Raw genomic sequence first — 12,445 nt, forward strand, 5'->3', positions numbered from 1 at the left:
TGGTCGAGTATCCCGGCCCCGGTCTCTGGGCGATCGGCTTCATCACCAGCCGCACCAACCTCTCCGCCGCCGATGCCTATCAATTCTGCTCGCTGGCGGTGGATTTCCATGTCACCCAGACGGTGAATGGCGAGAAGGGCGTGCATGGCATGCTCAAGAAGGGCCTGCTGTTCTGAGCAGGACCGGGGGCGCGGCCTTTGCTGCGCCCCCCTTATTCTGCCGCCGGCGATACAGCCTCACCTTGCCCGGTCGAGCGCCTCGCGAAAGCGCGGATCATTGAAGGCGAACAGAAACGGATCCAACCGCACCCCGGTCTCAATCTGGGTGAGGGTGACGCGGGTGAGGCGGTTCTGCGCATCCAGCACCTCCCATTGCCGCAATTGCATCGGGTTTTCCTCCAGGATGAGGGTGATTCGCCCCTCACCCGGGGCTGCGGTGCGAAAGATGCTCACCCGCAGCAATCCGCCCACCCGCTCCATCACCGGCACGGTGATATCGCCTGAGAGGCTGAGCGGGTTGCGCAGCAGCACGCCCAGCGGTGTGGAATTGACCGCAACCACAGTGGGCTGGCGCAATTCACGGTCCCAATGGAAGAATTGGCCATCGGCGGCGATGAGCAAAGTGGGCTCGGGCGGGTCATATTCAAAGCGCATCCGGTTGGGCCGCCAGATCATCGCCGTACCCTCGGCCGCGGCACCGTTCTGCGCGATCTGCAGAAAACGGGCGCGCAGCGTTGTCATGGCGTTGAAATAGGCCTCGACACGCTGCAGGGCCGCGCGGTCCAGATTTTGCGCGCCCGCCAAGGCTGGGGTGAGCAGCAGCGGTGCCGCTGCCAGCATTATCCTGCGGCGCATCAGCGTGGCACCGCGCCGGGGGGCATCATGCCAGGGGGGGGTAAGGCGCTGCCACGCTGGGGAAAGGCGCCTGCCGGCGCCAGGCCGGGCTGTGTCGCTCCGGGGATCTGCATATTGAGGAAACCCTCCGGGCGGATAAAGCGCGCGGGGTCCTGGGCGGCAAATTCCACCCTGAGCGCCTCCATCTCGCCGCGGCCATTGCCGCCAGGCTGGGCCCGCAAGGTCACGCCATCGGCGGTGATGCAGGCCCGCCCCACCTGGCCACGATCCTCTATCTTCCAATGGGTGCAGGGCAGGTTCGCCACCCGGTCACTGCCCTCACGGGTAAAGCGGGCGGTCTGGCTGGCCGGGGCGAAGCGCGCCGCCTCCTCCTGCCCGGCCGGCATGTCCATGATCATGCGCGTCTGCTGCATCACCACGAAGCCGGTGCCGGCCTGTTGATCGAGGATGAGATAGCCCTGGCCGCTTGGCATCTCTATGCGCATCCGCCGTTGGGCGGCATTCCAGGCCATGCGCATCTCGGCCGGCCGGCCCTCGAGGCTGGTGCGATAGGTCACCGCCACATCGCGGGTGGGGAACATCGCAGGTCTGTCCTGCGCCAGCGCGGGCGAGGCGGCGATACAGGCCAGTAGCGGCAGGGCAAGCGCCCTAGAATTGCTCATGCGGGGGGTCCTTTCGCATGGATATGGGGTGGCGGCGCAGCCTTTCGACCATGATCCCCACAGGATAGGGCCGGTGAGCCTGCGGGATGGTCCATCAATCCTCGCTGCGGCGGACCAGGATTTCGCGCTTGCCGACATGGTTGGCCGGGCTGACGATGCCCTCTTTTTCCATCTGCTCGACCAGCTTGGCGGCCTTGTTATAGCCAATGGAGAGATGGCGCTGCACCAGCGAGACGGAGCATTTGCCCTCGCGCGCCACCATATTCACCGCCTGGTCGAAGAGGGATTTTTCCGAATCCGAAGCGCCGGCGATGCCGCTCATCGAAAGCCCGCCGCTCTCATCATCCTCGGTCGGCTCGGTCACCTCATCAATATAATTGGGCTCGCCCTGCTCACGCAGCCAATCGGCGACACGCTGCACCTCCTCATCGGAGACGAAGGGGCCATGCACGCGCACCACCCGCCCGCCGCCGGGCATGAAGAGCAGGTCACCCTGGCCGAGCAATTGCTCGGCACCCTGCTCGCCCAGGATGGTGCGGCTATCGATCTTGCTGGTCACCTGAAAGCTGATCCGCGAGGGGAAATTCGCCTTGATGGTGCCGGTGATTACATCGACCGAAGGCCGCTGCGTGGCCATGATGACATGGATGCCCGCGGCACGGGCCATCTGCGCCAGACGCTGCACCGCGGCCTCGATCTCCTTGCCGGCCACGATCATCAGATCGGCCATTTCGTCGATCACGACCACGATCATCGGCAGCGGTTCGAGGGCGAGGGTCTGGTCCTCGAACATCGGCTTGTTGGTCTCGGGGTCGAAGCCGGTCTGCACCCGGCGGGTCAGCACCTCCCCGCGCGCCCGCGCGGCCTGCAGCTTCTCATTATAGCCGGCGATGTTGCGCACGCCGATGGAACTCATGGCGCGGTAGCGCTTCTCCATCTCGCGCACGGTCCATTTCAACGCGCCAATGGCCTTGGGCGGCTCGGTCACCACCGGGGCCAGCAGATGCGGGATGCGGTCATAGACCGACAATTCCAGCATCTTCGGGTCGATCATGATGAAGCGGCATTCCTCCGGCCCGAAGCGATAGAGCAGCGAGAGGATCATCGTGTTGATGCCCACCGACTTGCCCGAGCCGGTGGTGCCCGCAATGAGCAGATGCGGCATGCGGGCCAGATCCGTCACCACCGGCTCGCCGCCAATATTCTTGCCCAGGGCGAGCGGCAGGCGGGCGGTGTTCTTGGCCCAGGCCTCGCTGCCCATCATCTCGGAGAAATACACCGTCTCGCGCTTCGCATTGGGCAGTTCAATGCCCATCACGGTGCGGCCGGGGACGGTTGCGATACGCACCGCCACCACGCTCATATTGCGGGCAATATCATCGGCCAAGCCGATGACCCGGCTGGATTTCACACCGGGGGCCGGCTCGAGTTCGTAAAGCGTGACAACGGGGCCTGGGCGAATCTCGGTGATCTCACCGCTCACGCCGAAATCGGCCAACACCTGCTCCAGCCGGCGGGCATTGGCCTGCAAGGCCGCCGAATCCGGGCCGCTGCTGGTGCGTGGCGGGGCGGCCTGCAGCAATTCGAGCGGGGGGATGGTGATGCCGGCTTCGATTGGCTGCAAGTCGAGCGTGGCCTGGCGGGGCTTCTCGGCGCTGCGCGCAGCAGGGGTTGCAACCCTCGGGCTGGGCTTGGCGGCAGCAGAGGCTAAGGCCGGCTCACGGCGTTCCGGCACCCGCTCGGCCGCCTCATCGGCGGCGCGCAACAGGCTGGAGAGGTCAGCGCCTGGCTTTACCCCCCGCCCGCGGCCACGGCCAAACAGCCACAGGGTGAAACGCCCCAAGGCCGAAAATGCGCGCCAGAAGAGGTGACGCCGTGCAGCACCCGCGCGGGCAACATGGGCGGTGGCATCGGCCGTGGCGAAGGCGGCGCGGCGCCATTCTGCCGGCGCGAAGCCCAGCGCGCCCAACAGCACCAGGGCCGAGGTCAGCGCCAGCAGCCCATTGGCCAGCAGCGCCCCCAGGGGGCCAAAGCTGGATTGCAGCCATCCCGTGGCGGCATGCGCAATGAGCGGGCCAAAGGCACCACCGGCCCCGGCCAGCACCGGCGCCGCGGGCGGCAATGGCAGGGCCGAAAAACCAGCCGCCAGCACCGGCATGCCCAGCAGCAGCGCCATCAGCCGGGCCGGCAGAAGTGTCACGCCCCGCTCGGTGAAAAGCCGCCACGCCCAGGCCAGCAGGGTGATGGCGGGCAGAAAGGCGGCCAAGCCAAAGGCCTGCAGCAGCGTGTCGGAGACGGCAGCCCCGGTGGGCCCGGCCAAATTGGTCGCCGCCCGCGCGGTGGCGGTGGAGCCTGAGGGGTCGGCTGGGTCGTGGCTCAACAGGGCCACCAGCATGGCCAAGCCCAGCAGCGCGCATAAAATGCCCGCAAGCTGCGCCCCGCTGCGCGCAAAGGCAGCACGCAGGGCGGGCGAGGCAAAGCGGCTGCCCCCGGTTTCATCGCCAGCGGCGGCAGCTATCTCGGCACGAGCCATGGAGCCGGTCCTTTTCGGGATCGGGTTGCGGAGCCGGGGGGAAGACTATTCTACGCCCCAGCCGCCGGGGCGGGAAGGGCAAACTGGCCCAGAATCAAAAAGGGCCGGAGCAAGCTGCCCCGGCCCTTCGATACAACCAACCGGAAGCTCAGCCCAGCCGCTCGCCATGCTGGGTCACATCGAGGCCCTCGCGCTCCTCGTCTTCGGAGACCCGCAACCCGACCATGACATCGACGATCTTGAGCAGTATGAAGGTGGCCACGGCAGAATAGACCGCCACCGCCAGGATCGATTTTGCCTGAATCAGCAGCATCTCGGCATTGCCGGCCAACCAGCCGGAATAGGTCATGGCCTTGGCGGCATCGCCATCGGTGACATAGAGCGTGCCCACGGCGAAGACGCCGGTGAGCACGGCGCCCACCACGCCACCCACGCCGTGCACGCCCCAGGCATCAAGGCTGTCATCATAGCCCAGGGCCTTTTTCAGGCTGGTCGAGGCCCAGAAGCAGATGATGCCGGCGGCTAGGCCAATCACCAAAGCCGGGCCAGGGAAGACCCAGCCCGAGGCGGGGGTGATGGCCACCAACCCAGCCACAGCGCCGGAAATGGCGCCCAGCGCTGATGGCTTGCCCTTCACCACACTCTCGGCCAGCAGCCAGGCCAGCGTGCCCGCCGCAGCGGCGATCATCGTCACCGCCATCGCCATGCCCGCACGCGCATCGGCCGCCAGGGCAGAGCCGGCATTGAAGCCGAACCAACCCACCCAAAGCAGGCAGGCGCCCAACATGGCCAGGCCAAGATTATGCGGCGACATATTGTCATGCCCATAGCCCACGCGCTTGCCCAGAACATAGGCCGCGACCAGGCCGGCGATACCGGCATTGATGTGCACCACCGTGCCGCCGGCGAAATCCAGCGCGCCCCAGGCCCAAATGACGCCGGCGGGGTGCCACACCGCATGCGCCACGGGTGAATAGACCAGCAAGGACCAGGGCACGACGAAAAGGACCATCGCCGAGAATTTCATCCGGTCCGCCACCGCACCGGTGATCAGCGATGCGGTGATGATGGCAAAGGTCATCTGGAACATCATGAAGACGGTCTCAGGAATGGTCGTCGGCACTTCCGAATCGCCGCCCATGCCCGCGCCCAGGATGAATGGGCCGTTCCAGTTGATGCCATTGAGCATGAACTTCGTGAGGTCACCAATATACTGGTTGCCATTGCCGAAGGCGAGGGAATAGCCGGCAACCACCCAGGTCACTGCCACCAGGGCGCAGATCGTGAAGCTCTGCATCATGGTGCCCAGCACGTTTTTCTTGCGCACCATGCCGGCATAGAAAAACGCGACGCCGGGGATGGTCATCATCAGCACCAGTATGGTGGAGACGAGCATCCAGGCGGTATTGCCGGCATCAATTGCGGGTTCGGCGGCCAAGGCCAGGCCGGGACAGGCGGCAAGTGCTAGGCCGGCGGGAAGAAATTTGTTCATCCTGTGGGTTTCCCTCTCGGTGTCGTGGCAGCGCGGGTCAGAGCGCCGAGCCGTCGGTCTCCCCGGTGCGGATGCGCAGCGCGCGCTCCACATCGAGAACGAAGATCTTGCCGTCACCAATCTTGCCAGTCTTCGCGGCGGCGGCGATCGCTTCCACCACCGCATCGACCAGTTCGGAAGGGACAGCCACCTCGATTTTCAGCTTGGGCAAGAAGCTGACCTGATATTCGGCGCCGCGGTAGATTTCGGTCTGGCCCTTCTGGCGGCCGAAACCCTTCACCTCAGTCACCGTCAGACCCTGAACCCCGAGCGGGGTAAGTGCATCGCGCACCTCGTCCAACTTGAAGGGCTTGATGACGGCCATGATCAGCTTCATCGCTGCCGACTCCATAAATCGTGGCGCCTTCATTGACGCCTGCAGGCTCCGTGCCACGGGTGATGCGCCAGGGCGAGGGGGCATAACCACCCGCAATCCACTGGCCGGACCGCCATTGCACAGTTGTTGTGCAGCAATGCAGCGCCACGCCAGGAGATGCAGGCAGGGGCTAGCGGGAATACCCCGCGCGGCCACATAACACCGCATGGCCCAGACCCTGAATGTAACCGTGGCGATTGTGGGTGCCGGACCGGTGGGCGCCACGCTCGCCGCCGCACTGGCAGCCGCCAATATCCCCTGCGCGGTGCTCGATGCAGCGCCCCTGCCGCCGATGGAAATGCAAGCCTTTGACGGGCGCTGCTATGCGGTGGCCGCCGGCTCCCGCCCGGTGCTGGAGGCTGCGGGCATTTGGCAGCGACTGCCCGAGCCGCCCTGCCCCATTGAGCGTATTCTGGTGGCAGATGGCGAGCCAGGCCGCCCACCCTCGCCGCTCAGCCTGACCTTCCGCGCGGCCGAGACCGGGCAGGAGGCCTTTGGCTGGATGGTGGAGGCGCGCAGCCTGCGGGTGGCGCTCAATGCCCGCCTGCCGCATCTGCCCGCGCTTTCGGTCTTCGCCCCCGCCACTGCCGAGGTGGCTTCCCGTGGGCCGGAGGGGGTTAGCCTCCAGCTCTCCACCGGCGAGGTGGTGCATGCACAATTGCTGGTGGCCGCCGAAGGCCGCCGCAGCCCGCTGCGCGGCCAGGCCGGCATCCGCACCACCGGGCTGGATTACCACCAGATCGGCATGGTGGGCGCCTTCGCCCATGAGCGCGCGCATGACAATCAGGCGCTGGAAATGTTCCTCGCCAATGGCCCCTTCGCGCAATTGCCGCTCTCCCATGCCCCCGCCGGGGCGCCCTTCCCGCATGCCTCCGCCTTTGTCTGGAGCGACAAGACAGCCATCGCCAAACGCATGCTGGCGCTGGATGATGATGGTTTCTCACGCGAATTGGCCCGCCGCAGCGGCGGTTTGCTGGGCGAAGTGCGGGTGATCGGCCAGCGCTGGTCCTATCCTCTCACCGCAATGGCGGCCGAGCGCTACACCGCCGAGCGCATGGCGCTGGTGGGCGATGCGGCGCATGGCATCCATCCCATTGCCGGCCAGGGGCTAAATCTGGGCTTTCGTGACGTGGCGGCGCTGGCCGATCTGGTCATTGCCGCCGTCGCGGCTGGGGAGGATCCGGGCGGCCCGGCCTTGCTGGCCCGCTATCAGGCAGCCCGGCGGCCGGCGGCGATGATGATGCTGGGTGCCACCCACGCGCTGGAGAAACTTTTCGGCAATGGCTTTCCGCCGCTGCGCGCCGCCCGCCGGCTGGGCATCGCCGCGGTGGACCGGATCGGGCCGCTCAAACGCGCCTTCGCCCGGCAGGCGATGGGGCTGGGGTGAAGGGCTGAAACCTTTCGCCACGCGCTGCGGGGTTGCGCTGCATGATGGCCTTCGCCATGCCTTGGGCTGAATGAGGCAAACCCGGCGCATATCCGAGCTGCGACGCTTTGGCGCCATTCGGCAGCGCCAAAGGCCGCGCCGCGACCCGCTGCCACCCAGGCTGCGCCCGGGTCGGGCGCGGATGTCATGGGCCGAGCCCCTGCCCAGCGGCCGCTGGCCGAGCCGGCGGGGGGCCATGCCGCTGCCCTGGCCGCTGCTGGGCTCGCTGGCGCTGCATTCCCTGGTGCTGGCGCTGCTCTTGCTGGATGTCTGGCCGCGCCAGGATGGCGATCAACCATTGCCGCCGCCGGCCATCGAGATGGTGTTCGATACCGGCCAGCCCGAGCCCCAGGCCAGCGGCGCCCCCGAGGGCGAAACCCCCGATGCGGTGGAGCCGCCCGCCCGCGCCGAAGCCCCGCCCCCGGCGCCGGAAGCCCCCAGCACATCGCAGCCGCCCAGCCCCCCACCCAGCCCCCCGCTGGTGCCGCAACTCGCCATGCCGCTACCACCTCTACCACCCGCGCAGGTGCCGCCACCACCGATTCCGCCGCCCCCCAGCCCAGAGCCGCCACGCGCAGCCCCACCACCGCCCGCGCCACCAAGGGCCGAAACACCGCAGCCCCCGGCCGCGCCGCTGCCGCCGCCCTTGCCGGCGCTGGCTGAACTGCCGCCGCGCCCGCCCGAGCCGGTGCCCAGGCTCTCGGCCGAGATACCGCCACCCGAAACACCGCCCGAATGGCTGGCCCAGCCCACGCCGCCGCCCATCACCGCGCCGCGCCTGCCCATACCCCCGCCGGCGCAACCGCGCCCCACCCCGCCGCCCCGCCCGACGCAGCAGGCCCAGCCCAGCCCGCGCCTGCCCGGCATGGTGCTGCCCGAGGGCTTTACTCTCAGCCAGCCACGCCCCGCCCCCGGCCGTCCGGCCGGGCCGCGCGCGCCGCTCGATTTCAGCCTCGACCCGCGCCTGTTGGAGGGCCGCACCTCGCCCGACCGCACCGTGCAGGTGCGCGGCGCCCAGGTCGGCCCGGATTGGTCCAACGCCTTCCGCCGCTGGCTGGACCAAAATCTGCGCTACCCGCAGCGCGCCATTCAGGATGGCGATTCAGGCACAGTGCAGGTTCGCATCACCGCCAATCCGGACGGCACGGTGCGTCAGGTGCGGCTGCTCAGCCCCTCTGCCTCGCCGGCCCTGAATTCAGGCACCACCATGCCCTTTGCCGGCGCTCGGCTGCCAGCCTTCCCGCCCGGCTCCGACCCCAATGGGGTGGAGGTGGATTTGACGGTGAATTACATCCTGCTCCGGCGCTGAGCGGACCCTTGCCAAACCGCGGCTGCGGCCCCTACTCCACACCCATGGTGACACGCGCGGAAATTCTCGTTCTTGGCCTGACAGCGGGCGTGCTGGGCAGCCTTTTGGGTGGGCTGATGCTGGGGGTGGGGCTCGGCCTTGCGGTCAATGGCGCGCATATCGGCTGGCTGCTGATGCTGCCGGCCGCCCCTCTCTCGGGGCTGCTGGGCTATTTGCTGGCCAGGCGCCTGGCGAAGCAGCTGCCGCAGTAGCAGAGCCTATACCAGCCGTTGGGCCAGCCGTCGCTCCGCAGCCGCCAAATCGGGCGGGGTGGAGAGGTGAAACCAAACGCCATCATGCACGAGACCAAAGAGCCGCCCCGACGCCGCCGCGCGGTCATAGCAGCGGTTGAGAGAAAATCGCCGCACCGCCTCGGGCGCCACCAATTCGGGCCGCAGGACCTGAATACCCGCGAAGATATAGGGCGCCACGACATGCGGCGCGGGGCGCTGCAGCCGGCCCCAGCCATCCATCAGGAAATCGCCCCGGCCCACGGAGCCATCCACCTGGGTGGTGCGCACCAATAGCAGCAACGCATCCATCGTTTCGGGGTTAAAGGCCTGGGCCAGCCGGGTCAGCGCCGGGGTTGCGCCATCCAGCCAATAGGCATCACCATTGACGACATAAAAAGGCTCGTCGCCGAGTTGGGGCAGCGCCCGGGCCACGCCGCCGCCGGTCTCGAGCAATTCCGGCTCAAGCTGCACCCGCACCCGCGGGGCGCTGCGCCCGGCCATGGCGGCCACGATTTTTTCCGCCTTCCAATGCGCATTCACCACCGCCTGGGTGACGCCGGCATCGCCCAGCCGGTCCAGCGCATGGTCCAGCAGGCTGCGGCCGCGCAGGGTGAGCAGCGGCTTGGCGGTCTGGCTGGTCAGCGGCCGCATGCGTTGGCCCAGGCCAGCGGCGAGCACCATCGCCCTCATGCCGGGTTGGCCCGCAGATGGGTCGGCACATGGCGGTCGAGATAATCGCGCAGCGGCGCCGTGGCAGGGTGTTGCAAGGCGCGCGCGAGCAGCGCCCAGCAGCGCGGGCCATGCGCCAGGTAATGGGTCTTGCCATCACGCCTCGCCAGCCGCACCCAAAGTGCTGCCACCCGCAAATGCCGCTGCGCGGCATGCACCGCCATCGCCGCCTCCACATCGCGTATGCCGCAGAGTGCCTGGTAGCGCGCCACCGTGGCCGCGCGCAGCGCCGGGGCCACATCCCGCCTGGCATCCTCCACCAGCGAGACCAGATCATAGGCCGGGTGGCCCAGCGCGCCATCCTGGAAATCCAGCAGCCCGATGCCGCCGGGCAGCGGCATCAAATTGGCCGGGAAGAAATCCCGATGGACAAAACCTTGCGCCGCAAAGGGGGAGAGCATGGCGGCCAGCGCCGCATCCAGCCCGGCGCGTTGGCTGTCATCAGGCATGCTGCCCAGCGCCGCGGGCCACCACCAATCGAGAAAGGTCGCCGCCGTGGCCCGCTGCATTTCGGCCACGCCCCAATTCGGCAGGCCGGGCATCACCGGGGCGGCATGCAGGGCTGCCAGCGCCTCGGCCGCGGCAAGGTAGAGCGGTTCGGGCGCGGCACCGCCATCCAGCGTCTCGGCCATGGTCCGCAGGCCAAGATCCTGCACGATCAACAGGCCGGCCGCGGAATCCTCGGCCAGAATACGCGGCACCGCCACGCCGGCAGCGCCAAGGTGGCGGGCGATGGCGCTGAAGGGGCGCACATCCTCGGGCGGGGGGGCATGCATCAGCAGCGCCGGCTCAGGCCCGCCATGCAGGCGGGTGTAGCGGCGGAAACTGGCATCGGAGGGCAGGGCTTCCGCCCGGGCGGCGGCAAAGCCGTGCCGGGCGAGGAATGTTGCAATCACAGCCGCCCCTCCCAGCCGGTGAGTTGCGCCGCGCGGCGATCCTCATCAAGCGGCGTCAGCGTGATGCACAGGGCACCCTTCGGCGCCATGGCGCCCAGCCTTTCGGGCCATTCCACCAGCATAATCCCCTCCAGCGCCTCATCCCATCCCAATTCCAGCACCTCTTCCGCTCCGCCCAGCCGGTAAAGGTCAAAATGATGCGCCTGCCCTCCCCCCGGCACGGGATAGCTCTGCACCAGGGTATAACTCGGCGAGGGCACTTCCAGCGCCGGATCGCCCAGCAATGCGCGCAGGAAAGCCCGCGCGAGGGCAGATTTGCCGGCCCCCAGCGGCCCGCTCAGCAACAGGGCATCACCCGGCCGCGCGAGGCGCGCCAGATGCTGGGCTAGGGTTTCGGTGGCGGCAAGGTCATGCAGAATCATAGGCACCCCCAATCTGCCGCGTCGCGCCGCGCCGCGCTATCCTCCGAGCATGAATCACAAGAAAGCCCAGGCGCGGCTGGCCCGCATTCCGCTCTTCAAGCCCATCATCAAGGCGGTGGGGCCATGCACCCTGGCGGTGATGATGCGCGAGCCCTATGAGGCGCTGGTGCGCGCCATCGCCCATCAGCAGGTGCATGGCCGCGCCGCCGAGGCGATGCTCGGCCGGTTGCTGGCGCTGCATGCCGCACCGGAATTTCCGCCCCCCCGCTTCATCCTGGACCTGCCGGCCGAGGCACTGCGCGGCTGCGGCTTTTCCGGCTCCAAAGTGGCCGCCATTCGTGACATTGCCGAGAAATCCATGGCCGGCCTGGTGCCCAGCCTGGCCGAGGCGGCAGCACTTGATGATGAAAGCCTGATCGCGAGGCTGGTGGCCATTCGCGGTGTAGGGCGCTGGACGGTGGAGATGGTGCTGATCTTCACCCTCGGCCGGGAGGATGTGCTGCCGGTGGATGATTTTGGCGTGCGCGAGGGCTATCGGCTGGCGGCGGGGCTGGATGAGCAGCCCCGGCCGCGGGCACTGGCCGAAATCGGCAAGGAATGGGCGCCCTATCGCAGCATCGCCGCCTGGTATTTGTGGCGGCGGGCCGATATGGCGAAGAAAATCCAGCCGCTTGTCATCTGATCCGTACTATTCCGCAGCGCGGCAAATGGACAAGCTAACGCGATAAGATTTTTCGCACTCCTGATACACCTTCTGCTTGCTGGCTGCTCGATGGAGCACATGATCAGCGATCATTCCATCGCCTATAATCGCAGCGTCGAGCAATCAGCAAACTCACTGATGTTACGGAATATTTTACGTGCGCGCGATCAGGCGCCGCTGCATTTCACCACCATTGGCAATATCCGTGGCGGTTTCAGCCTGGGTGCCTCGCTCGGCTATGATGGCTCGACTGGCCTGGGCAACGGGATGCTCCCAACGCTCAGCGGCAGTTCCAATCCCGGCTTCGATATCGGCCCGCTCGACCGGCAGGAATTCGCCCGCGGCCTGATGCGCCCGCTCGACCCGGTGTTGTTCCGGGTCTTGTGGGACCGTAATATTCCTGACCAGCTGCTGATGTACCTGCTGATATCGCGCTTCGATGAGGGCCCAGGAGGGCGGCGCGCGATCAATGATCCGGCCTATCGTCACAACCTCACACCGGCCGAGCGAGCCGCATGCGCCGCCCAGGGGCTGAATGCCGAACACCCCTGCGATCGTTTCCAGGCCGTGGTGGATCAATTGACGTCAAATGGGCCGATCCTGTTCAACGGCTATACCCGCATCATACCCGTTGGCCCGCGGCTCACGCAGGCGCAGGCCGCTGCGCCAGAATTGCTGGCAGCACTGCGCCAGCCTGGCGTCAGCCTGCGGCCTGATGGGGCAGGCTAGCGC

13 protein-coding genes are annotated in these 12,445 nt (G+C 67.5%); 5 read left to right on the forward strand and 8 right to left on the reverse strand.

Going from position 1 to position 12,445, the window contains the following annotated elements:
• Positions 1 to 236: 236 nt before the first annotated feature.
• The 5 genes from ABWP84_RS07040 to ABWP84_RS07060 form a co-directional block, all read right to left on the reverse strand.
• Positions 237 to 854, reverse strand: coding sequence for an outer membrane lipoprotein carrier protein LolA (locus ABWP84_RS07040; RefSeq protein ID WP_353211304.1), 618 nt, complete (start codon positions 852 to 854; stop codon positions 237 to 239).
• A complete protein-coding gene (locus ABWP84_RS07045; protein WP_353211305.1) occupies positions 854 to 1,516 on the reverse strand; it encodes a DUF4412 domain-containing protein in 663 nt (220 codons plus the stop codon). The genes ABWP84_RS07040 and ABWP84_RS07045 overlap by 1 nt, the downstream gene beginning before the upstream one ends.
• Positions 1,517 to 1,610: 94 nt before the next feature.
• A complete protein-coding gene (locus ABWP84_RS07050; RefSeq protein ID WP_353211306.1) occupies positions 1,611 to 4,049 on the reverse strand; it encodes a DNA translocase FtsK 4TM domain-containing protein in 2,439 nt (812 codons plus the stop codon).
• 148 nt (positions 4,050 to 4,197) lie between these two features.
• Positions 4,198 to 5,541, reverse strand: a complete 1,344-nt coding sequence (locus ABWP84_RS07055) for an ammonium transporter (protein WP_353211307.1) — start codon at positions 5,539 to 5,541, stop codon at positions 4,198 to 4,200.
• A 37-nt stretch (positions 5,542 to 5,578) separates the two neighbouring features.
• Positions 5,579 to 5,917, reverse strand: coding sequence for a P-II family nitrogen regulator (locus tag ABWP84_RS07060; protein ID WP_353211308.1), 339 nt, complete (start codon positions 5,915 to 5,917; stop codon positions 5,579 to 5,581).
• A gap of 205 nt (positions 5,918 to 6,122) precedes the next feature.
• Between ABWP84_RS07060 and ABWP84_RS07065 the strand changes: the two genes are divergently transcribed.
• The 3 genes from ABWP84_RS07065 (at position 6,123) to ABWP84_RS07075 (ending at position 8,942) form a co-directional block, all read left to right on the forward strand.
• Complete coding sequence (locus tag ABWP84_RS07065) at positions 6,123 to 7,343, forward strand: UbiH/UbiF/VisC/COQ6 family ubiquinone biosynthesis hydroxylase (protein ID WP_353211309.1); 1,221 nt, start codon at positions 6,123 to 6,125, stop codon at positions 7,341 to 7,343.
• Between the two features lie 235 nt (positions 7,344 to 7,578).
• Positions 7,579 to 8,691 carry an energy transducer TonB gene (locus ABWP84_RS07070; protein WP_353211310.1) on the forward strand — a complete coding sequence of 371 codons (1,113 nt, stop codon included), beginning with the start codon at positions 7,579 to 7,581 and terminating at the stop codon, positions 8,689 to 8,691.
• A 44-nt stretch (positions 8,692 to 8,735) separates the two neighbouring features.
• Positions 8,736 to 8,942 (forward strand): hypothetical protein, encoded by a 207-nt coding sequence (locus ABWP84_RS07075; protein ID WP_353211311.1) that lies wholly within the window; start codon positions 8,736 to 8,738, stop codon positions 8,940 to 8,942.
• 6 nt (positions 8,943 to 8,948) lie between these two features.
• Here the strand turns inward: ABWP84_RS07075 and ABWP84_RS07080 are convergent, their stop codons facing one another.
• Genes ABWP84_RS07080 through tsaE form a run of 3 tightly spaced genes read right to left on the reverse strand, consistent with a single transcriptional unit; the run spans position 8,949 to position 11,010 of the window.
• Positions 8,949 to 9,653, reverse strand: a complete 705-nt coding sequence (locus ABWP84_RS07080) for a nucleotidyltransferase family protein (protein ID WP_353211312.1) — start codon at positions 9,651 to 9,653, stop codon at positions 8,949 to 8,951.
• On the reverse strand, positions 9,650 to 10,588 hold the full coding sequence (locus tag ABWP84_RS07085; protein WP_353211313.1) for a phosphotransferase: 939 nt from the start codon (positions 10,586 to 10,588) through the stop codon (positions 9,650 to 9,652). Before ABWP84_RS07085 ends, ABWP84_RS07080 begins: the two co-directional genes overlap by 4 nt.
• Entirely contained in the window at positions 10,585 to 11,010 is a 426-nt protein-coding gene (tsaE, locus tag ABWP84_RS07090) for a tRNA (adenosine(37)-N6)-threonylcarbamoyltransferase complex ATPase subunit type 1 TsaE (protein WP_353211314.1), read from the reverse strand. Before tsaE ends, ABWP84_RS07085 begins: the two co-directional genes overlap by 4 nt.
• Positions 11,011 to 11,059: 49 nt before the next feature.
• Here tsaE and ABWP84_RS07095 point away from each other — a divergent pair, with 49 nt between their 5' ends.
• Together ABWP84_RS07095 and ABWP84_RS07100 are read left to right on the forward strand one after the other, a co-directional pair.
• Positions 11,060 to 11,692, forward strand: a complete 633-nt coding sequence (locus ABWP84_RS07095) for a DNA-3-methyladenine glycosylase 2 family protein (protein ID WP_353211315.1) — start codon at positions 11,060 to 11,062, stop codon at positions 11,690 to 11,692.
• 99 nt (positions 11,693 to 11,791) lie between these two features.
• Positions 11,792 to 12,442, forward strand: a complete 651-nt coding sequence (locus ABWP84_RS07100; RefSeq protein ID WP_353211316.1) for a hypothetical protein — start codon at positions 11,792 to 11,794, stop codon at positions 12,440 to 12,442.
• The last annotated feature ends 3 nt before the right edge of the window (positions 12,443 to 12,445 follow it).

The organism is Rhodovarius sp., from assembly GCF_040399605.1.
Lineage (GTDB): Bacteria > Pseudomonadota > Alphaproteobacteria > Acetobacterales > Acetobacteraceae > Rhodovarius > Rhodovarius crocodyli_A.